Annotated in this window: 19 protein-coding genes; 12 read left to right on the top strand and 7 right to left on the bottom strand. The window is 59.0% G+C overall.

The features are described 5' to 3' along the window. Positions 1 to 77 precede the first annotated feature (77 nt). The 3 genes from HYH07_RS30240 (at position 78) to HYH07_RS30230 (ending at position 4683) form a co-directional block, all read left to right on the top strand. Entirely contained in the window at positions 78 to 1217 is a 1140-nt protein-coding gene (locus tag HYH07_RS30240; RefSeq protein WP_220005892.1) for a Gfo/Idh/MocA family protein, read from the top strand. Positions 1218 to 3529: 2312 nt separating this feature from the next. Continuing rightward, entirely contained in the window at positions 3530 to 3721 is a 192-nt protein-coding gene (locus HYH07_RS30235; protein ID WP_220005891.1) for a hypothetical protein, read from the top strand. Positions 3722 to 4485: 764 nt separating this feature from the next. Beyond that, a complete protein-coding gene (locus HYH07_RS30230) occupies positions 4486 to 4683 on the top strand; it encodes a hypothetical protein (protein WP_220005890.1) in 198 nt (65 codons plus the stop codon). Between the two features lie 221 nt (positions 4684 to 4904). Here the strand turns inward: HYH07_RS30230 and HYH07_RS36445 are convergent, their stop codons facing one another. Continuing rightward, positions 4905 to 5105 (bottom strand): hypothetical protein, encoded by a 201-nt coding sequence (locus tag HYH07_RS36445; protein ID WP_312016704.1) that lies wholly within the window; start codon positions 5103 to 5105, stop codon positions 4905 to 4907. Between the two features lie 576 nt (positions 5106 to 5681). Beyond that, positions 5682 to 6011, bottom strand: a complete 330-nt coding sequence (locus HYH07_RS30225; protein ID WP_220005889.1) for a hypothetical protein — start codon at positions 6009 to 6011, stop codon at positions 5682 to 5684. Between the two features lie 466 nt (positions 6012 to 6477). Between HYH07_RS30225 and HYH07_RS30220 the strand changes: the two genes are divergently transcribed. The 4 genes from HYH07_RS30220 (at position 6478) to HYH07_RS30205 (ending at position 10381) form a co-directional block, all read left to right on the top strand. Continuing rightward, positions 6478 to 7608 carry an ABC transporter substrate-binding protein gene (locus HYH07_RS30220; protein WP_409363922.1) on the top strand — a complete coding sequence of 377 codons (1131 nt, stop codon included), beginning with the start codon at positions 6478 to 6480 and terminating at the stop codon, positions 7606 to 7608. 101 nt (positions 7609 to 7709) lie between these two features. Continuing rightward, positions 7710 to 8648: an ABC transporter permease subunit gene (locus HYH07_RS30215; RefSeq protein WP_228749852.1), complete on the top strand. Its 939-nt coding sequence runs from the start codon at positions 7710 to 7712 to the stop codon at positions 8646 to 8648. Next, the gene (locus HYH07_RS30210) at positions 8642 to 9430 is read left to right on the top strand and encodes an ABC transporter ATP-binding protein (RefSeq protein WP_220005888.1); all 789 of its coding nucleotides are present in this window, start codon (positions 8642 to 8644) and stop codon (positions 9428 to 9430) included. Before HYH07_RS30215 ends, HYH07_RS30210 begins: the two co-directional genes overlap by 7 nt. A gap of 150 nt (positions 9431 to 9580) precedes the next feature. Continuing rightward, entirely contained in the window at positions 9581 to 10381 is an 801-nt protein-coding gene (locus HYH07_RS30205) for a class I SAM-dependent methyltransferase (RefSeq protein ID WP_220005887.1), read from the top strand. A 243-nt stretch (positions 10382 to 10624) separates the two neighbouring features. On the opposite strand, the gene HYH07_RS30200 is transcribed toward HYH07_RS30205, so the two are convergent. From HYH07_RS30200 to HYH07_RS30185, 4 genes are all read right to left on the bottom strand, one after another. Beyond that, a complete protein-coding gene (locus tag HYH07_RS30200) occupies positions 10625 to 11050 on the bottom strand; it encodes a cupin domain-containing protein (protein WP_220005886.1) in 426 nt (141 codons plus the stop codon). A gap of 51 nt (positions 11051 to 11101) precedes the next feature. Beyond that, positions 11102 to 11251, bottom strand: a complete 150-nt coding sequence (locus tag HYH07_RS30195; protein ID WP_220005885.1) for a hypothetical protein — start codon at positions 11249 to 11251, stop codon at positions 11102 to 11104. A 309-nt stretch (positions 11252 to 11560) separates the two neighbouring features. Then, positions 11561 to 13387: an adenylate/guanylate cyclase domain-containing protein gene (locus HYH07_RS30190; protein WP_228749846.1), complete on the bottom strand. Its 1827-nt coding sequence runs from the start codon at positions 13385 to 13387 to the stop codon at positions 11561 to 11563. Then, positions 13384 to 14337 (bottom strand): ABC transporter substrate-binding protein, encoded by a 954-nt coding sequence (locus tag HYH07_RS30185; RefSeq protein ID WP_228749845.1) that lies wholly within the window; start codon positions 14335 to 14337, stop codon positions 13384 to 13386. The genes HYH07_RS30190 and HYH07_RS30185 overlap by 4 nt, the downstream gene beginning before the upstream one ends. A gap of 529 nt (positions 14338 to 14866) precedes the next feature. Here HYH07_RS30185 and HYH07_RS30180 point away from each other — a divergent pair. Continuing rightward, positions 14867 to 16507, top strand: a complete 1641-nt coding sequence (locus tag HYH07_RS30180) for a winged helix-turn-helix domain-containing protein (protein WP_220005883.1) — start codon at positions 14867 to 14869, stop codon at positions 16505 to 16507. A gap of 481 nt (positions 16508 to 16988) precedes the next feature. On the opposite strand, the gene HYH07_RS30175 is transcribed toward HYH07_RS30180, so the two are convergent. Continuing rightward, a complete protein-coding gene (locus HYH07_RS30175) occupies positions 16989 to 17909 on the bottom strand; it encodes an adenylate/guanylate cyclase domain-containing protein (protein ID WP_220005882.1) in 921 nt (306 codons plus the stop codon). 1719 nt (positions 17910 to 19628) lie between these two features. Between HYH07_RS30175 and HYH07_RS30170 the strand changes: the two genes are divergently transcribed. The 4 genes from HYH07_RS30170 (at position 19629) to HYH07_RS30155 (ending at position 21015) form a co-directional block, all read left to right on the top strand. Next, on the top strand, positions 19629 to 19844 hold the full coding sequence (locus tag HYH07_RS30170; protein WP_057756602.1) for a dodecin family protein: 216 nt from the start codon (positions 19629 to 19631) through the stop codon (positions 19842 to 19844). A 161-nt stretch (positions 19845 to 20005) separates the two neighbouring features. After that, complete coding sequence (locus HYH07_RS30165) at positions 20006 to 20317, top strand: hypothetical protein (protein ID WP_220005881.1); 312 nt, start codon at positions 20006 to 20008, stop codon at positions 20315 to 20317. A gap of 149 nt (positions 20318 to 20466) precedes the next feature. Next, positions 20467 to 20649, top strand: coding sequence for a hypothetical protein (locus HYH07_RS30160; RefSeq protein ID WP_220005880.1), 183 nt, complete (start codon positions 20467 to 20469; stop codon positions 20647 to 20649). 39 nt (positions 20650 to 20688) lie between these two features. Continuing rightward, positions 20689 to 21015, top strand: coding sequence for a GcrA family cell cycle regulator (locus tag HYH07_RS30155; protein ID WP_220005879.1), 327 nt, complete (start codon positions 20689 to 20691; stop codon positions 21013 to 21015). Positions 21016 to 21614: the final 599 nt, after the last annotated feature.

The raw sequence follows: 21614 nt of genomic DNA, 5'->3' as shown, positions 1-21614 counted from the left end.
CAACGTCAACGACATACGCCCTGGACTTTTTCGCTAGTCGCCTCAACTCAGGCCTCATCGTGATCAGGGATTCCAACATGACCAAACCGAAGCTTCGCATCGGTCTCATCGGTAGTGGCTTCATGGGCAAAGCGCACGCTTTCGCTTACTCCATAGCCGCGCGGGTGTTCGATCTGCCTTTCGAACTGGAACTGCATACGATCGCGGACATCAGCGACGAGGCGGCAGCGAAAGCAGCCTCAGCCCTGGGCTTCGCGCGCGCGACCTCGGACTGGCGCTCGCTCGTGGTGGACCCAGCCATCGACGTTGTGAACATCACCACGCCCAACGCGCTCCACAAGGAAATGGCCCTGGCTGCGATTGCCGGTGGCAAACATGTCTACTGCGAGAAGCCACTGGCTCCGCTTGCGACGGACTGCCGCGAAATGGCCGAGGCCGCTGAAGCGGCCGGTGTAAAGACACAAGTCGGTTTCAATTACCTTTGTAACCCGATGCTGCAACTCGCGCGCGACATGATCGCCGCCGGAGAACTCGGCGAATTACGCGGCTACCGCGGAATCCACGCCGAGGATTACATGGCAGACAGCGCTGGGCCCTTCACCTTCCGGCATGATCCGGCTGGTGGCGGCGCTCTGGCCGACATTGGCAGCCACGCGTTGGCAACGGCCGAGTTCTTGGTGGGTCCGGCCGCCGGGCCGATCACCGGGGTCATGGGAGATTGCGTGACGATGATCAAGGAACGTCCCGACGGCAAAGGCGGGCGCAAGCGCGTCGAAGTCGACGATGTCGGGCGAGCCTTCCTCCGTTTCGCGAACGGTGCCTCCGGCTCGATCGAGGGGAATTGGATTGCGACCGGGCGGAAGATGCAACACGATTTCGAAGTCTATGGAACCAGAGGCGCCCTCGCCTTCAGCCAGGAACGATTCAACGAGTTGCATTTCTTCTCGACCGATGACCGCCGCGGCCGTCAGGGATTCCGCCGGATCGAGGCGGGCCCGGACCATCGGCCATACGGCTTGTTCTGCGTCGCACCGGGCCATCAGCTTGGCTTCAATGACCTGAAAGCGATCGAAGCTGCAGGGTACCTTGACGCTATCGCCGGACGTCAACCGGAGCCATTCAACTTCCGCGCTGGCCTGCGCATCCAAACGCTCGTTGAGACGATTCACGCCTCGAGTCGCGCCGGCACGTGGAAGAATGTGCCTCACCAAACTTGATCACTTTAGATTTTTCTTGACCTCTCGGTGCACACATGGTGCACACGCTGCCCTTTAAGCGTTTGAAAAACCTGAACTCTCGCTCCAATCCATCATGGGCAAGTTTGAGCTAACAAGCACCAGTTAGCTCCCGGCCAATGAAGAGACAGCCATGGAGCGCGAGCTATGACGAGCGAAGGGCGATCCGTTGGCCCGCCAGTGCGAAGCGAGTCCGAACACTTTATGCGCTGCCTAATCTGCGGACGAGGTGTTTGACATGCGCGACCTGGCCCAAGTTATGGAGCACCTAGGGCAAGCAGTTGAAAGTTTTCGCCACCGCGGAAGCCGCGGGCGTGGTTTGACGAACACGACCCGGAGGGCGTCGTGTCCCAATATGAGATGATAGGTCCGCCAACGTGAACCGGCGGGCCTTCTTCCGAGTTCACTTTTTCAGGCAAAGACCAATCGTCGGTGAAGTGCCGCACTTCGCGCCATCTGCGCTCCCACCACCGGGGCAAAACACTGAGACAAGGGTTTCTCCGTTGTCGCAATTGACGGCGCCATCGACCTGTACCGCTCGGATATTGACCGCCGCCGGATCGCCCTTGTCTCCCTTGTCACCTTTTGGCCCCTGCGGTCCTTGTGGTCCTTGCGCGCCGGCAGGGCCCTGTGGCCCCGGCACACCCTGAATACCTTGGGCCCCCTGCGGGCCGGCTGGGCCCTGCGGTCCCGGATCCCCCTTTGGTCCAGGCTCTCTGCCACACGCTGAAAGGACCAGCGCGACAGTCATAACGCTCACCGTGATCATTTTTTGCATTGCGATCCTCCCAGCTATCGAAACCATTAAACGGGTTGCCCGAGAGAGCGGCAAGAGAGCAGCCCGCCAAACCTGGCGGGCCCCTATTCATCGCTCAGCATTCCGGCATGTGCCGCCAGCCACTGGCCGCGTTTCTATGTGATCTGGGCCGGCGCCTCATGTGTCTGCCTGCCAAGCCGCCGCGGCTTCGACTTGCACTCCCGATCGTACTGCGCGGCGACAAGGTGCTCGACCACGAACGATATCAGCAACTCGACCCCTCGGCTTCGATACAATACCCCTGCTCTGCGGCCTCCTTCATGATGAAGCTCGCAACCCGAGCCAGCGAATGGAGCTCGAAGGTTATCAAAACGTCCGCCTTCGTCGCCAGTCGTGCCAATCTGGAAAGCGCGCGACCAGACGCCTTCACGAACTCGTCGCGGACGATATATCTCGGTCCGGGCTATCAGGCAGACGGACATGTTCAGCCGGTTCGTTAAAAATGCAATTCTCTGTGCAGCGGAAAATTTGCCTGTGTGCGCCTTGATGTGGCTCGCGTTAGCTTGCCATGGAGGCGTATGGCGATGGGACAAAAGGCTCGAATTCTGAAGCGGGCGCACCTTTTGCCCGATCTCCTGAAGATGATTCAGGAGCTCGAGGACCTTAGAGAGAAGGTTCGCGTCGCAGAGGCCGCACGAGTATTGCACTAACCCTCGGGGTTTGGGCCCATAGGTGGCCCACGAGGAACGCTGCAGCCTGGTAGCGAGTTGCTGGTATGGAGCGGTTGTCTGTATCTTTGATAGTGGCGGCCGCATTCATCATCGGCGTCATTACTGGGTACGGCGCTAGAGCGCTCATTTCCGCAAGGAGACGAGCAGCGGCCCGCCGCAGGCGCCGTGATTTCAAATGCCCGGGCTCCTCATAAATCAGACAGTTGGCCTAGCTTCCGCCGCGGCGTTGCCCGAGCGCGCGTTTTGCTGCAATGCGCAAACGCCAAGCGTCTCGATGGGAGCTGCTTTCAGATTGAGCATTCATCAAGCTCACGTTCGGTTTCATCCGACCGCCCCTCCCTGTCGAAAGAAGCGATGTTGAAACAATGCGATCCGATACTCAGAAGGATTGTCGCCCATGAAAGAGGGTTTAATGCGTGTCCTCGTTTTCGGCGCAGTGCTTGTAGGGCTAGGAACGCTCGGATTTTCATCGTTTATTTCGGCCGCCCTTTCTGCAGCGCGGGACGCGAAGGCCGCAACATTCTCGGAACGGTTCGCGCCGTCACTAAAGGTCCCCTCCAGCACTTAGGACAGCCGGACGCGGCGGGATCCGCCCACGGTAATTGTGAAATTTCGACGACGATCCTCTTCGGCGTCCGGGGGAATACAGCCTGCGTGTCGTCTAGCTCACTTGTCCTAACTGCCCCCTCATCGGGCAAGTTCTCGTCGTAATCGGGCTTGCAAGTGCTTCCTGTCCTAGTTGATAGGTTCATCCCCAAACACGGAACGGCAGTCTTGCGCGTCGAGTTGTCTCCAGAGAGGCGACCGTGGATCTAACTGAGATCGAGCGCACGTTCCTGAAGGAGCTGTCTTCCGAACCGTGGATCAGCACTCCACTGTTTGATCACGAACTCGTCGCGCGCCTGGTGGAACTGGGCCTGGTTGACGCAATCCCCCAAACATCCGGCGAAACTGAATACCGAATTACCGCGGCGGGTCGCGTGGCTTTGAGCGGATAGCGAGTGCAACCCTGGCTACTTGCGCTCCCCGCATAAGCTTTGGGGACACGCGGAGAGGTCCTTGCACCCGCCCCTGCGCTCTCTGGCGTGACTCCCCGGTTGCACTCCCGCTGGCATGCTCTTTGCGGAGCCAGCCGATCTCCGTCGGTCCTGGAAGGGAGCCGTTTCGCGATGAAACAGAAATCTCGAGTCCCAAAGCCGCGCAAGCCCACTCTGGCACACATGGTCTCCGATCTGGTGAGATTGCTTAAAGCAATGGAGGACCTAGAGAGGCTGAGAGAGAGGGTCCGGCTGGCTGAGAACAACCAGAGACCCCATTGACGCTCGCCCGAGCTGATTTCCATCCATCCCCGTCCCGGGGCGCTACGGAGTGCTTTAGTCGCTCGCCGCCACCCGTAAATTTCCCAATATCGCACGCGTCGAGCTCATTCGATCATTTCGAAATGAGATCGTCGAAGCCAAAGGAATGGACTGAGGCTGAGCGGAAACGGCTTGCGTGGCTGGCGCGTCGTCGTGTCGTGTCGGAGATAGCGATTGCGCTGGGTCGGCACGCCGGATCCGTGAGGCGAATGGCGCGCGCAATGGGGCTTATTCTGAAAAAATAATCTTGCCCACCGTCTCGCCTCCTCCTTTGCACTCGCGCCTTGGATGCAAGAGCATGTGCCGATTGGCACCCCCCAGTAATCGGCACTTGGCTATGGCTAGGCCCCACGGACGAATGGATCATCGAAATCGACCAGCGCGATCCGCGGCGAGCACGGCTTATGGATGAGCACACAATTGAACAGCTAGACTGGATGGTAGCAGGAGCATTTGCGGTGTTTCATAGCTATGAGGAGGAGAACGGAGACGAACACACAAAATTCATCGGCATCTTTTCCACCAAAGAGAGCGCAGAGGCTGCAGTAGGCGTTTTGAAGAAGATGCAGGGCTTTGCTGACTACCCGCTCGGCTTTCAGTAGACTATCACCCCTTCGACCGCATTGGTTGGTCCGAGGGATTCGTTCACATACCGAGTAACGAGGGTTGAGGGCCTCCGCTGATGGTCTATTTGAGACCCTCCAACGGACGCTGACAATGTCCGCTCGGCGCGGCCGGCCGGAAGTCATAGCCGCGGGATGACCGGTTCCGTCGGACCCAGTACAGCTCTACAAATCGGCAGATCCGACCCGATGCGTTTGAACTAAATCGAAGCCTTCTTCCCCACCTGCAAGCAACGAACGTAATAGCCTTGTCGCTGAACGCTTGACCGAATCTCATCGCTTACTTTGAGAATTCTTTTTCTGCTCTTGCGCCACTTATTTGCAGAGTAAGCCCCGGGTATCGCGGACCCTGTGCTTAGAACGAGCAAGTCACGCTTCCCGCTGCGATAGACATCAAACACTTTTCGCCCCCGCTGAGACTGTCGAACTAAAACGAAATATATTTCGGTCATTCTGATCGACCAGCTTACTCCCCCAAACGGCTGTGCGGGTTGCAAATGTGCAACGCTCCACGACTTTGCTTCAGAACGTGCCAAACCGGCCAACACGCCGTCGAACCTCCTATGAGGGTGGTCCTGGAAGGGCGAGCGTTTGATTTTTCGAATATCCTAGAACTGACGATATGCTGTTCCTAGAGGGGAGCGCGGCATGAAGGATATGCACTACGGCAACCTGCACATTGTCGCCAACCCACGATCCACGGAAAGCTTATGCGCATGCTTGCCGTAGCCACTCGATAGTAACCAAGGCTCCGACTATCGCCGCACCGCACGGCCACATTGTGCTCGATGGTCGTCGAAAGCTGACGTCCGCGACTTTATGAGCCTCGCCTAGGCGACACTGCGCGTCGCGGTGCAGCCTGCGGCGCGCTGGATTGCGTCAAGAGCTCCCCCCACAAGCGGAAGCGAGCGCCGGCATTCGCCTGTGCGACCGACCGCCACCTCTCGCACAGCAGATCAGCGAGATCTGCTCAGGCGTCATTTGGAGGCAACGGTCTCCTTGAACAGCTCAACCTTGCCGCTCGTGTTGTCTGTCACCGCAAAAACCTCGTATAAATCGATCTGCGGCTTCATGCCGTAGCGCTGGATGATGCCGTCGAGCCACGGCCCGGTGTAGAACGCCTTGGCATCCTCAATGCGCTCCCACTGGTACACGCCGCCCGCCCAGCCGCTTTCGGACCAGATGAAGTGCTTACTGATCAGTCCCGCCACCTCGCGGAAGTTGGGTGCGATCTTATGAAAATGCTCGCGACACGTGGCGTGGTCGATCTGCGACGGCAGTTTGTATCGTACAACGGCGGTAATCATGCGACCTCCTTGTAAGGATGCCCCAGCTCAATTGACATTCCCGCGAAAGCAAGTGAAGCGGGAAGCCGAAATGGATCAAAAGTGCAAAGCCTAACCAGTAGTTTTCCTTCTGCTGCGACCAGCCGAATATCCCAGATCATGCCGACCTGGCGTTAGAAGTTAGATCGCGTCGCTGAATCCACGCAACGCTGGCTCCATGCTGGTGCGTGCGCACGATCGAAATTTCGATCATCTACCCCCGCCGATCGCGATTAAATGCGACAGGGCTGCCGTCAGTAGGTCAACACGATTGACAAGAGCCTTAGTCGCCCTCGCCGCTATCGCCTTCCAATTTTTTGCGCTAATGTGAACGTCTTCACACCTGTGTAGCAGACGGGCTCGGATGATGCCCGCGGAGAGGTGAGCTAAAGCCCCGCAAAGCGCCGCCCGGTTCTATTCCATTCACACGCGAGTTTGGGAGCGACAAATGGAAAAGCGCGAAATTGGCAACAGCTTAACGAAAGATCTGACTGAAGCGAAGCGGGGCACCTTGTCCCGCCGCTCGGTGCTGACGATGGTTTGCACTCTCGGCGCCGCGGCGCCGTTTGGGATGTTCGGAGCGGCTCGCGCGCTGACGGCTTCTGGGACTGGATCGCTGTCTTATGTTCCTGGCGAGGCCCTCATTTGCCGCACCGCAGCGAACAGTGAAGAGCTGCAGGGTCCACCCCGTCAACTGAAACTCGCCTGGAACGCGAACGCGGCATGCACTGTCGCTGCGCCAGTCGCAAAAGAACGGGGTATCTTCGCCAAGCACAACCTCGATGTCGATTTCGTCAATTTCGGCGGTTCGACCGACCAGTTGTTGGAGGCGATTGCAACTGGCAAGGCGGATGCCGGTTTGGGGTTGGCCCTGCGCTGGCTCAAACCGCTCGAGCAAGGTTTTGACGTTCGGATCACCGCGGGTGTGCACGGCGGCTGCATCCGGCTCCTCGGCTCCAAGGCTGCGAATATTGACAGCCTGGAATCCCTGCGGGGCAAGGCTATCGCGATTAGCGATCAAGCGAGCCCCGCGAAGAACTTCTTTTCGATCTACCTCGCCAAGAAGGGCATCGATCCGGCCCAAGAAGTAGAGTGGCGCCAGTACCCAGCCAATCTGCTCGCGCTTGCCGTCGATAAGGGCGAAGTGCAGGCGCTAGCCGAGATAGATCCGCTGCCCTACCTCTGGCTCAAGGAAGGCAAACTTAACGAGATCGCGACGAACCTAACGGGTGAATTCGCCGACCGCACCTGCTGCGTTCTCGCGATACGGGGCAGCCTCACCCGAGGCGAAATGGCGGTGGCGGCCGCTCTGACACGATCGATACTGGAAGCGGCAGATCGAATTGCCAGCGATCCCGCCGATGCCGCGGCAATCTATTCGGGCTATGGCGGGAGAGGGTCCGTAGAGGATCTCGCCACGATGTATCGTAGCCATACTCACCACAGGCATCCCGTCGGGGCGGAGCTCAAGAAGCAACTTCTACTCTATACCGATGAACTCAGGGCAGTGAACGTCATCAAGCGAAGCACTGACCCGGCCAAGTTCGCGGACCGGATTTATCTTGACGTTCTAAGCTGAGCCAATTGGGAAGATCCGCAGTGAGCTCGGTCGTCGATGAAGTGCCGAGGCCATCAGAGAAATCGGGTTTCGGCTTTTTTGAAAGTTCGACCACTCGGTCGTTGATTGGCGGGCTGTCTGTTGCGGTGGCATGGTCTTTAGTCGCCGCGCTCACTGCATTCTGGCCAGATAAGCCCGAGAGCGATTGGGTCTATACGGGCGGCTTCGCCACTGCCTGCGGCGCATGGGCTCTTGCCTTTGCCTTGGCGGCCTTTGCCGGCGTTCGATTTGTTGCTTTTCAGCGTCTCCAGCGGCTTGCTCCGTGGCTGTTCGCGCTCGGGCTGTTTTTGGCAGCTTGGGAGGCCGTCACAGCAAAGCTTGGATTGCTGCCGTTGCCATTTTTTCCGCCGCCGCAGGCCATTGTCGAAGTCGTCATCGATGATTGGGGGCGGCTGGCTGAAGGCATCTTCGCCTCGGCGCGTCTGCTCGCGACCGGTTATTTTCTCGGTGCGGCGGTGGGGTTCGTAACCGGCGTCGCGATCGGCTGGTCGCGGCTCGCCGGTTATTGGATCCACCCAGTTTTGCGGTTCATCGGGCCGCTGCCCGCGACAGCTTGGCTGCCACTTGCGTTTTTCGTTTTCCCGTCGAGCTTCAGCGCCAGCATTTTCCTGATCGCGCTCGCCACCGGGTTTCCGGTCACCGTGCTCACCTGGTCAGGTGTTGCCTGCGTGAAGAGTGCCTATTACGATATTGCGCGGACATTGGGAGCAACCCAGCGCTTCCTCGTGCTCAAGGTTGCCATTCCGGCGGCAATGCCGCATGTTTTTGTTGGCCTGTTCATGGGGCTCGGCAACTCGTTTGCGGTTCTTGTCGTAGCCGAGATGCTGGGCGTGAAGGCCGGGCTCGGCTGGTATCTGCAATGGGCGCAGGGTTGGGCGGCTTATGCCAATATGTACGCCGCGCTGCTGCTCATGGCGTTCTTGTGCTCAGGGCTGATCACACTGTTGTTCCGCCTCCGGGATCGCCTGCTATCCTGGCAGAAAGGTCTGGTGCGATGGTAGCGGCGATGGCAGGCGATCACTCGGTCCGTGGATCGACGCTAACACTCCGCGAAGTGAGCCATCGCTTCAATTTCGAAGGGCAGCCCCTACCGGTGTTGGATCGCATCAGCCTGCAGGTCGGCCGCGGCGAATTTGTCGCTATCCTTGGACCGAGTGGATGCGGAAAATCGACCTTGCTCCGCCTGGTCGCGGGGCTCGACACTCCAACAGCCGGCGCCCTGCTAACGGAGGGAAGGGAGATCGAGGCACCCGATCCGTCGCGCGTCGTCGTTTTTCAAGACCCCACGCTTTATCCATGGCGGACAGTATGGAGCAATGTTGCGCTCGGTCTGGAAGCCCGCGGCTTGCTGCGCACCCATCGCGAACGTATCGAAGACGCCTTGCGCCTGGTGGGGCTCACGGGCTTCGCCAATGCCTACCCGCACCAGCTTTCCGGCGGCATGGCACAGCGCGCGGCTCTGGCACGTGCGCTTGTCAACGACCCGACGCTGCTCATACTCGACGAACCTTTGGGCCAGCTCGACTCGCTCACTCGCATCGCGATGCAGACGGAACTTGTATCACTTTGGCAGCGCTCGAGCTTCACAGCGCTGTTGGTCACGCACGATGTCGAGGAGGCGCTCCTGCTCGCCGGCCGCGTCATCGTGCTGAGCGACCGACCTGCACGGATCAAGGCCGAAGTCGTCAACAGCCAGCCCTATCCTCGCCACCGGGGCGATCCGCATTTCGTTAAGCTTCGTCGCGAGGTGTTCGAGCATCTCGGCCTCGAGGAGGCATGGTAGCCGTCAAATGGAGCCCGCCGTGGCAGATCTTCTCATACGCGTCATAGAGCAGCCGCACGGCGTGCTCGCCACGATTGCAATGCGATGCTTTAGCGGCTTGGTAACCACCCCGTCGAGGTCCAAGAATTTGGCGAGCGCACGGAGACTTCGATGACCTCGGAATTCAACGTCCACAGCGCTGCGGGCTATGAGCAACTCATGGGCCGCTGGAGCCGACGACTCGCGCCGCTATTCATCGACTTCACAGGGGTTGCCGACGGCGAAAGGATTCTCGACCTCGGCTGCGGCAGCGGGAGCTTGACCTTCGCGCTCGTCAAAGCCGCCGACCTCGCCGAGATTGACGCGGTCGACTATTCACCAGTCTTTGTCGAGGAGGTGATCCGGCGCAACACGAACCCGCGGATAAAGGTCCGACAGGCAGATGCCTGCGCCCTGCCCTTCGAGCGGGGCGCGTTCGACCGTGCTTTGGCGCTTCTCGTGCTCCACTTCGTTCCCGAAGCCGGCAAGGCAGTGGCCGAGATGCGCCGCGTCGTTCGGCCGGGCGGCGTGGTCGCGGCAACGGTGTGGGATCATCTCGGCGGCATGCCCGGCATGCGCATGATGGTCGACACGGTGGCGGCACTCGGAGAAAGCGGACGCGAGCTGCGCCGTCGCTATTGCTTTCAACCGATGATGCAGCCAGGCGAACTGAGACGGACATTTGCCGAACAGGGTCTCGTGGACATTGCGGAAATGGAGCTGATGATCCGCATGGACTACCAAGACTTTGCCGACTATTGGGCTCCGATTGCCGCTGGCGAAGGGCCGCTCGGCAAGTATGTGGCAGCGCTCGACGCTGCGGAGCGAGCGCGCACCGATGCCGCCGTGCGCGATGCCTACGAGGCCGGCCGGCCCGATGGGCCGCGATCCTTTGCAAACGTCGCATGGGCCTGCCGTGGCAAGGTTCCCTGACTCGATCTCTTCCGAGGTCCTGAATCCGAAATCGTTCCCTCAACCGCGCAGCGGCGTTCGGAATTGTCACCGATGAGCGAGGTCAGCTCGGGGTCAAAGGCTGCCTTGGCCACCTTGCATGGCCTTGTTCGGATTACCATCAGGAAGCAGACCTCACGGCGCCTTGGGCTAAGGTCAGCCACGGGCCGACATCCAGAAGTAACGCGGTTCGCGAGCAGAGCGCGAATGCAGAATGCCCCTTCATTAAGATGGCGCAGGTATTAGGCCATGACGTTTCATGATCTCGCCCATCCGGGCAGGATCAGGAGGCGCAGGGCCGCCGAGGGCAACGGCCATTTCCCGGAAGAATTCCGGCCCGAGAACGCCTGGCGTGAGAACGCAAAGCATTTTCGCAATCGCCTGCGTCTCGTTGAGGAATCCATGGACAACACCGCGCGGGATGAAAAGATCATCTCCCGGCTTGATCTCGATGCGCTTGCCGGCGACCGTCCAACTGACGACGCCCTCAAGGCCGTAGATTGTTTCTTCCCAGTTACGATGATGGTGCGGGACCGGCATACGGGAGTTTGGCGGGATCACCACCTCAAACATATCAAGCGCCCCGCTCGTATCATACTTGGTACGCAAAAATCGTAACTGCATTGCGCCAACCTCGATGAGTTCAGCCATTTTGCCTCCAAAGATAAGACCGCGACACGGCTAAGCTCATCGTAGCCGACATCATTTCAAGTTGGGTCTGAAAGCTTCCTCGATCACTCGGCGGACGCTCTTTGAGAGCGGTTTCAGGGCCTCGCTCAAGAAGGCGAAGAGAAGCAACAGCCACGTCGCAAGCGCGGCACACCACAGCAGCACTTCCAATATCTCAGGCATGAATTGCCTCAAAAACAACTACTCTGAAACAGGGCGAGTGTTGCCTAATGGAGCCGACACGGCAAGCCGTATCTAAAACGCTCTAAGAATAGCTGGCAGCCTTAGGTCAAGGTAAGCGACCGAAAATCAATGGGGTGTTGGACGGGAAGCTCGACTGGATTGCTACCTATGACGATGCGATTAAATAGATCGGAGCCCGGGCTAAAGGTCCAGGGCCTGCGAGCGACATCTCGTTAGCGCTCCAGGCCTTGATCGACAGCAACACCCGCGGGGTGTTCACCTCGCATGTCCTGCTTTTCCCATTGCAAGTTAGAGCGGTAGCAAGGCACTCTCCGCGGCCTCTCTTCCGGATGCTCCCATGGCTGCCGGGCCCTGCAAGCCAGCCGTCACGGCGAAGATCCTGGTAGAGCCGTTGAATCCCTTGATGGCTCGCTCCCCCAGGAAATCCATCGATATGCTGCCAGCGACGCGCTCTGCCACGATGAAATCCACAAGGATTTGTTCGTCGCGGGCCAGATCGCAAAGCCGTGAGGCCAGGTTGACGGTGCTCCCGACCGCGGTGTAGTCGAGCCGGCCTTCGTAGCCGATCGTTCCAACAGTGGCCGGTCCCATCGCGATACCCACGCCGAACCCCATGGCGTATCCCTTTGCGGACCAACCTCTTGCAAGAAGCTGGACCGCAGCCTGCAAGTCCACGGCAAGCTGCACCGCCTTGCGGGCAGGATCGGTGCAGGCAAGCGGCGCGTTCAGCAGGATCATGACTCCGTCGCCAGCAAGCTGGATGAGCGTTGCCTCATGCGCGGTGATCACGACGCCCACGGCTTCATAATATTCCCGCAACGTGGCGATAATGGCCTCGGGATCGGCGCGCGACGAAAACGCCGTGAAGCCGCGCAAATCGGCGAAAACCACGACCACCTCACGCTGCTTCCCTTCGAGCAGTCCTTCGGGCGTTTCGATGAGTTCGGCGACCTGGGGTGCGAGGAAGCGCTTCAGGAGGTTGATGCGTTCGGATTTCTGCTTCGAGGCCGCGAGTTCACCGGCCATTTGGTTGAAGCGCGCGGCGAGTTTCTCCAGTTCATCACCGCTGGAAAGAGTGATGCGATGATCAAACTGTCCTCTCCCGATTCGCCTTGCTCCGTCCTCCAACTCGCGAATGGGGCTCGCCATGCGCATCGCGAGCACATAGGACAACGCGACGGCAATAAGTGTGCCGATGCCGATTAGAACGAGTGAGCGCCACAGCCCCGCACGGAGGGCTGCATAGGCCTCTCCGGTGGGCTGCAGGGCGATGACAGTCCAGCCCAGCTTGGAAACCGGGGTTGCCGCGGCAATGCTGGCCTTGCCGGCGACAACCGTTGTCACCGTGGCAGCGCCACTCCCACTGAGTGTCTGCTTCAGCCGTTGATAATCCTCCGAACCTGCCGTGCCGCGCAGAACCAGGCTGATCTCGGGATGAGCAATCAGCCGGCCTGCATCATCAACGACAATAGCATAGCCCGTCTTCCCGATCCGAATGGCGGCAATGACTTCCCAGATCAGCTTCAGATTGATGTCTGCCACAGCGACACCGCTTGCGGCGAGTTCTCGCGCCACTGCAATCCGCATATATGGCTCGGAGTCCTGCTCGTACCGAACGGGACCGTACCAGACCCTGTTTGCATGCGCGCCGAGGACGGCGGCATCGTTCGACATATCGCTACCACGACCGACCACGTTCAGCCGTGTCCTGGACACGGAGACGCGCTCGATCCCGTTCTGGTCGACCAGGACCAGGGAGAGGATCGCAGGCACTTGTTGCAGCAGCCGAAGTGCATCCATCTTGTGTGTGCCTTCACTGCCATCACTCCATGGGAACTGCACCGCCCAGCCGAGTTGATCGCTGATCTCATCCGCGAAGGCATCGATCCGTTCAGCGGCGGAGCTCGACTGAAGCTGAAGAACGTCGCTGGTATGCCGGCTCTGCTCGCGGTAGCCGAACCATGCTTCGCCTGCTGCACCCATGGTCAGCGGCAACACGACGGCTGTGAACAACGTCACAAGATATTTGAAGCCGAGCGATCGGCGGAGCCCCAGCCACCACATGTAGGCGCGGCGCGGCGGGGAACGGAGTGCCTTGTGCTCTGAAAGGCTCATTCCAGCACTCTGCTCGCACGGAAGAGGATGGACGACAGATCCAGGTCCTCGCCGAACAGCCTTGCCGTCTTCAGATTAACGACGAGTTCGAACTTTTCGGGCTGCACGACGGGTAAATCGGCTGGCCGCTCGCCGCGCAGAATTCGATCGGCGTATTTGGCGAGCAGGAAATAGGTCGCTCGCTGATTGGCACCGTAGCTGAGCAGTCCTCCGGCCTCACAGTATTCGCTCCAGCCGAACATCGATGGCAGCCGCTGCTTCGCGGCGAATCGCGCAATGGTCGCCCGGTTGACCATGGTGACCGGCTCTGGAAAGACCAGCAGCGCATCTGCTGGAGTCTCGGCCACCGACTTCAGCGCCGCTTCGAATTCCCCTGGACCTAAAAATGGAATGTAGAGCGCGTCGATACCCAAAGCCGAGGCAGCCTGCTGGGTCGCCTTCCATTCGGACGGCTCGCCTGGATGATCGCGGTTTGAGAGCACCGCGAGCCGACGCAATTTCGGAAAGATATCCTTAAGCAGTTCGACGCGCTTGCCGGCAAGCGCCAGCGACAGGAACGTGGTGCCGGTAAAATTGGTGCCGGGCTGAGACAGGCTCTTGACGATGCCGAGTGCCACCGGATCGCCGCTCTGCGCAAACAGCACGGGAATGTCCCTGACGGCAATCATCGCGCGCGTAGCAGGTCCGCTCGAGACGATGAGGTCGACGTCGCCGGCCTTCAGTTCGGATGCGATCGCCCGAAGACCCTGCGGGTCGCCGGGAGAATAGCGGGATTGCACGATCACGTTCTTGCCTTCGACATACCCTTGCGCCCGCAGTCCTTCGATAAATCCATCCAGGAACGGATCCGGACTGGAGGCCGTTGAGAGCCACAGAATGCGGCGCTTGCGCGCAGCCTCTTGCGCCCGAGCGGCTAACGGGCACGCAAGTGCTCCAGCAAGCAGTGCCATGAAATCTCTTCGCCTCATGGACTGGAGTATGGCCCAACTGAGACTTGGTGCCTTTCAACCCAGATTGAGAGAACCTTCAGAGAACCTTGTTTTTCTGATCTGGCAGCACTGTGTGCCGCTCTCGCTCCCAGGCCGCGATCGGCGGCCGCTGCTTCGAAGGCGACCTCTGGCTCAGGATAGGGCCCAAATTCCGGGTAATCCGGGTGTCCGGGGCTGGTGAGCCGGACAAAAAGCCGGGCTACAGCCAATATTCTGCTTGGCTGTGCCGCGATACGTCGCGGCGAATTGATGGGCATGCGCGAAAGCGACGCAGGTGCTCGTCAGCACCCGGAGGCCTTCACGGGCGTCCGATCCCGCGGAAAAGGGTCGCTCATGCCGGTTGAAGGCCCAAAGGCCAATCTGTAGACTGCGGGAAGGCCTGCGCAGCTGCACGCTGTTTCAGCTTTGGCGGACGGCTGCTTGCTCTCGTCACTATTCATTTTGTCGGCCGTCAGTTTCCCGATCCGTCCTACCAAGAGGCGCAATCAAGGTGACGGTGAGATACCGCTTCTCGCAGTTTGAGATTGACCCCGGCCGGCAGGAGGTCCGGCGCGCGGGTGAGTCCGTGCACATCGAACCTCAAGTGTTTGACTTGATCGTCCACCTGGTGCGCAACCGGGATCGGATTGTGAGCAAGGATGAGCTCATAGATGAAATCTGGAACGGTCGCGTTATTTCGGAGGCAGCACTCAGTAGCCGCATTAACGGCGCGCGCCGGGCGTTGGGCGATACTGGAAACGACCAGATCTTCATAAAGACGCTGCATAAGCGCGGCTTTCGTTTCGTTGGGGATGTGCAGGAAATAGCAAATCAGGAGATTCCGCTTGCTCCTGTTGCCGTCCCGACGTCCAGCGTTCCAGCCGAGATCTCGGCTTCTGCTGAAGTCGGCGCACTGGGCGATGTCGTTTCGGAGTCTATCCGAGCGGACGCCGCTCTGCGAGCCTCGATCGCCGTGATGCCGTTCGAAAACATCTCGGGCGATCCTGAGAACGATTACTTCAGTTACGGACTGGTGGAAGACATCATTCGACTGCTGGCGCGCAACCGCTGGCTTTCAGTCATTTCACGTCACTCGACGGTGGCATTCAAAAACAGGCAGATCGATCCCCGCGAGGCGGGGCAGCAATTGTCGGTCAAATACCTGGTGTTGGGCAGCGTTCGGAGGTCGCGCGACGCCGTCAGGATTGCCACGGAACTGGTTCGAACCTCCGATGGCCTGCAGTTGTGGTCCGAGACCTACGACCTCCAGCTGGCATCCATTTTCGAGATTCAGGAAGAAATGGCTACCCAGATTTCCGCAACGATCGAGCCCGAATTGTCGAGGGTTGAGCAGAAGTTGGCTACCCGCAAGGCGCCGAGCAGCCTGGATGCATGGGATTGCTATCAGCGCGGGTTGTGGAATCTATGGCGGTTCACCACTCCGGGCTTTGACGAGGCCGAGACCTACTTTCAACGTGCAATAGAAGCCGATCGGAACTTCGCACGCGCTCACGGTGCATTGGCCTATGTAAACGTTCAGCGGGCGTTCCTGGACAATCCCAGCGATCGGTTGCCACGATTGAAGAAGGCCCTTCATCAAGCGCGCGCTTCCGTCGCGCTCGACGATCTGGATTGCTTCTGCCATTGCGTGCTCGGGCGAGCCCTATGCCTTACGCATCAGAACGATGAAGCGCTCGCGGCAATCGATTTGGCTTTGGAGCTCAACCCGAGCTTCGCGCAAGCGCATTTTGCTCAAGGCTTCAACTTGCTCTGGCATGGCCGTGAGATCGAGGCAGAAGTCCTGCTCGATCGAGCAACAATCCTCAGCCCTCGGGACAGTGATCTCTGGAGTTTCCACCACGTTCGCTCCTTGACGCATTTCTCCTTGGGAGAGTACGACATCGCGGCAGAGTTCGCCCGCCGAGCAGTCCGGCAGAGGAATGTGAATTATCAGGCATTCGCTACGCTGGCGGCGTCCTTGGGTCTCTTGGGAGAGACGGCACAGGCACGGGAGGCTGCTGCCGGGTTGCTTCAGAGCAAGCCGGGCTACAGCACCGATACCGCAAAGCAGCAACTCTTCTTCTGCAAGGACCCGCGTTTCTTGGATCGTTATGTTGCGGGCCTGCAGGAGGCCGGTGTGACCGCCGGCTAGATAAAACCGAGATGCAACGCGCCTCAGACATCCAGGCCGCAGGGAAGCGTCAACGACTCGGAGGGGCGCTCAGCGGGTAGACAGAGAGATATCGCTTATGGGGCTGCTCCGATGCTGAACTGGCCGGTCGAGGAGAAGGCCATCGCGCACATATCCCTGTGTTCGACAAGTCGAAGCGGGATAACTGTATCTTCTGACGTAGCGACTTTATGATCTGACCTTGGACGTCAACCACTGCTCTGACGGAAACATTCGCCGTTTTGACCAACGGCCGGGCACTTCTGGTGGACCCATTCACGATTGTCGTTTGGAATTAGAGCCAAAGGTTCATTTTGAACGTGGCTCCATCAACTTTGCCGCGATCGACGATCACGCTGGCTTGTTTAAGGCAATGCTCTGTGCAACTTAAGATTCTGGTTTGCAGCCAAGAGCCATGGCAATGCCGCAGCCGACACGGCGGATTGATCCGGCCAAGTGGCGGCTACCGCAAGATAAAGGCTGTCAGTAGCTCGGCCTTTCCTTTCAGTCCCAAAGTTGTGCGGTCTGCCTGCTGCTTCTTCTCAGAAAGGGCATCGTAAACCGTCTCGGAAATTAGAATCTCATTAGCTTTGGCCGCACTCTGCAGGCGTGCAGCCGTGTTCACCACGTCCCCGATAGCTGTAAAATTCTTCGATCCTCCTGTGGCCAGGGAGCCGACTTGCGCCTTGCCCATATGAATCCCGACACCAACCGGCAGCAAGTCCGTGACCTTCCCCTCGGCCTGGATCAGCCGTCTCGTCGCTGCGACCATGATGTCCGCCGTTCGCGCGCCGAGCGAGGGCATATCGACGAGGTAGATAGCCATGACTTGGTCACCTATGAAGTCGACCAAGGCGTCATCGGAGGTGAGCACCCGATTAGCTCTCGCGTAGAAGCGGCTCACCAAGTCAGCTGCTGCGCTCGAGCTGTGGGTCTCGGACCACGAGGTGAACCCACGTAGGTCGGCGAAAAGCACTCCGACTTCCAGCTCGTGAGTTGTTGTCGGCAAGGCTTCGAAGCAGCTCCGGCAGTAGTTTGGGTTGGGCGGCGACGGCCTGATGCCGAACACTTTGCCCAGGCCACCGAAGGGCACCATGCAGAACCTACATCGCGGCTCTGACGGGAGTAGCCTCAGCATTCGCCGGTGCCTGCCAACGAATCCAGTTTTGCATAGCGGCAAGATCAGCGGGTTTTCCAGCGTCGATAGACGTCGCACGACCCAGGCATCATAGTTGCAAATCAGCGAGACCAATCCCAGGAGGAGCACCCCGAGCAGGAAAAGGCCGGCCCAGATGGAGACGTACACTGCCAAAAGGAGCGCAAGCAACACCGCGATGACTTCGAGGCAGTCCACCCCGATCTCGAAGTATCTCGCCTTCGTCATGGTCGCACCAACTAAGTCGCCGGTTACCGGGGGTTCGCCGGCAGGGAAGCCGCGCTTTCAGCCACTTCAAGGAGGCGACATGGGGTCGAAGCTAGGGCACGTTGACTGGCGGCATAGGCGCCGCCGCGCGCGGCAAGAAATCAGTTTGATGCTGGCCACGCGCCGCCAACATCAGCGCGAAAACGACAAAGAGTATTAAGAGCCCTCGCATTGTTCGTCGTCAAATCAAGGCATAGCCACCATGAGAGCAAGAGCAGCCCCGCCACTTCCCGGACCAGCTGCCGCAAAATATAGCGCAGCTAGGGCGATAATCCCCAGGACGCAGTAGCCGGCGATAATCCGTCCGTCGTAATCCCTTGTTAGCTGGGCTGACGGCGCGTGAGTATATGCTGTGGTTGCCATGACCTAAGTCCTTCCCGTTTGCACTCGATGGACGTGCTGAGATGAGGCGATGGTGTATGTGGTGAAATGACAGTTAGTGAGCTGATCGATTTTCGTCGCGCAAGTTAGCGTGTTGTTCCATGCCGCCCGACATAATCATGCTCTGGTGGAGACCAATCGCGACAGCGCCAGCGAAGAACAAGACCGCATACAAGGCTAGGACTGCTCTCGCCCAGCGCCTGTGAGTGATCCTGTCTTCGTGAGTTCTGGCAGCAGGTTCGTCCAGTGAAAACGGCTTGGTAACATGGGCGGAATCCTCACTAAAATAATCCATAGGAACACCCCTTGAATTTGATTCTGTGAGTGTTTGGGATTTCCCCTCCGAGTTTGGGGTACTGCAAATTCCAAGATTACCTTACACGTGAGCGCCGAGTCGTTGTGTTAGCCCGTTCACTTATAGGTCCCGACGGATATCCCATAGTTCAATCGCATTACGAATTTAACAGGTCAGCGCTACTGCACTTCACGAGTAAGCGAAGACCGCTTCCGTTTGGCGGTATCCGACTAAGCACCACGTGCGGCAGTTGGCCATGCTTCGCTGATAACGTGCATCAGAATTCGATGCGACATGCGAACTGGCTCACAGGGGACGCCGGAGAATCCAACTAGAACAAACACGTCCTGCTGCGAATATTTCTTTGCGTAGGAGATTTCTATGAAGAAGCTATTTTCGAGCGGAGCTATTGCAGCTCTCCTCAGTATAGCCAGAGCGTCGGCTGCGGAGCTTCCAACGCTTGAACTTGCGGGCTTCCCGATCACGGCACACCAGTTGCCTTGATAGGAGGGGCGAATGTTGAGGAGCTGACGCCCACACCAACGCTTATGCTCAACGGCATGTCCGCCTCCCGATCAGATCGCAGTCTTGGCTCCGCGCTCCAAGGTGATGGCGGCTACAATCGTTGCGCAGGCATCAGTCGGATTGTCAGCTCTGATGTCAGGTATCGATGGATCCTGGAATTGGATGCGGTGGCGTACCAATTTCTCCGGGCCGACTTTCTATGGGTCAAGGTGCAACGAACTCCGCTTATCTTGGTCACTGTGATGACGGGCGATCGTTCGGCATCGCTCGGTTGTGGTGCAAGTGGCCGAGTTCCGAGTAGTAGAGCGGGACACCCCAACTAAATACCTGTTCAATGGGTGCGAGGTCCTGATCCCGAAACCATCGGGCCGAACAGGAAAATGACAGCCAGTCGGACCTTTTCCGCGGCATTCCCGAGACGTATCAGCGTCGAGATCCTGGTGCTAGACTTCCTGCTCCTACCGATTAGGAGGACGAATATGCCCGACAGCGTCTACAAGGTCATAGAACTGGTCGGTACCAGCACCGACTCATGGGAGAAGGCCGCCGCTAATGCGGTCGAGCAAGCTGCTCGATCTCTCCGGGATCTTCGCATTGCAGAGGTGGTCAAGCTCGATATGCAACTGGATGACAAGGGGAAAGTCGAGGCCTATCGCGCCAAGCTCAACGTATCGTTCAAGTTCGAGGGCTCCTGAGCCTCAGCGCCTCGCCCCTTCTAGGGCGAGGATGGCTCCTGTTGGAAAAGGGCGCGTTGCGATCCGCCGATCGGAGGCCGCGGCCCATCCCGGAAGTTGGCACTAGTCCGACTAAGATTGAATGCTTTGGTGCGAGGGTGCGTATGGCGCGTGGTGGCCCCATGTACATGGTCATTCGCAAGTACAGCAAGGTTCGTTCGGTGGCGGACGCCGCTCGTCGCGCTAGGAGCGGCGTTGGCGAGATCCTAAGGCAATCGCAGGGATTCAGATCTTACCATGTGCTGGATGCGGGCGACGGTGTCGGTATCGCCGTGATGATTTTTGACGACCGCGAAAGCGCCGACGCGGCGAACGCCAAGATACTGGCATTTGTTCAAGCCAGTCTCCATGACCTCGATCTTGGGGTTCCTGAAATCGCTGCCGGCGAGGTTTTGGTAAACATAGAGCCTAATGGGTCCTCAGGCATCAAGTAGCCGAAAACGCTGCCTGCTGCATGGCCTGCCGCCCGCTGATGATGCAGTCAACCTAACCCGCATCGCGTTTGCGGCGATCGCGCCCTGGCACCTGCGTTTGCCGGCAAAGACTTTGCGACTGCGCATATGTTTTCAAGGAGCACACGGACATGAAGCAACACACCTGCGAAGTATTTTCCACTGCAGCGATCGGCCGGACACCACTCATGCTGACTCGCAGCGTGATGCCACCCAGGAATCCCGACGAGGACGAGGAGGACGAAGACGTAGACGAGGATGAGCAAGATGATGCTGACGAACCGGCAGTCGTGCGCGAGCCGGACGAAGACTAGACTAGCCAGTGTCTGGCAGTCAGCGTTATAATATCTACCATGGGCTGGGATGCGAAAGACATAGCGCTTCTCAAAAGGCTCTGGTCCGCAGGACTGAGCGCGGCGCAGATTGCGCGACACCTCGGCTGCAGCCGTAACGCGGTCTGCGGTATGCTGAACCGTCTGGGCCTCAAGCGGGGCCACAAGCCGCCCACAGCTCGGCCCCAGATAAGGCCGGCCCCGAAGCTGACGCCGTCGTCCGCAGCCTGCGCCCGTCCCGTCGCGCGGAAGGTGTCGTCGAGTACAGCAGAGAGCCAGCCGCCAAAGGAATTCAACAGGCAGCAGCTTTACGCCATTTTGGCTGAGGCGGTCAGAAACACTGGATAGGAGCTCACCACGAACGTCATTGCGCTCCGGTCAATCTCGGGCCCACCACGACGGTTCGGCTGTCGCGAACCTTCCCAACCCTTCGTCTGCTTCGGGATCAATCGCGACGGTTTGGCCCGGTTCAAGTTAGGTCCGGTCGACCCCTGAGAGCCGACATATCTTCGGCCTTGGATACGGCAGCGAAGGTTGGCGATGTGGGGAATGAATGTCTTCATGGCGGCCGTTCGGCTTTTTATTTGGCTGACCTCGACATATGTGCCGCAGCGTGTGCACCGTGTTGAATTAGGAATAGTCATTTTCTCGGTGGTCGCCGCGGGCTCCCACCTATTCGTTTTGATGAAGGCAAGAGCGGCGCGCTGAATGAAGGCGCGCAAGTCGGCTAAGGGTCAAAATCGGCGGTCTAGCTCCCCGCAAGGCGCTTCTGGTCTACACTCGACAGCCGACACTTGGACGAACTTCGAGGTAGGCAGCATCGGGTCATGCACCGCAGCAAGTGAATGGGATACGACCGACGGCCGAGTATTGCGGTCAGCCCTGTTTTACAAATAGGTGCAGCTCCGTCACGTAAGGAAACGCGACGATGTGGTGCCCGATCAGCG

This window comes from Bradyrhizobium sp. BR 10261 (genome assembly GCF_019455395.1).
GTDB classification, from domain to species: domain Bacteria; phylum Pseudomonadota; class Alphaproteobacteria; order Rhizobiales; family Xanthobacteraceae; genus Bradyrhizobium; species Bradyrhizobium manausense.
Note: the sequence above shows the minus strand (reverse complement) of the source record. Positions and strands in the feature narration are given on the sequence as shown.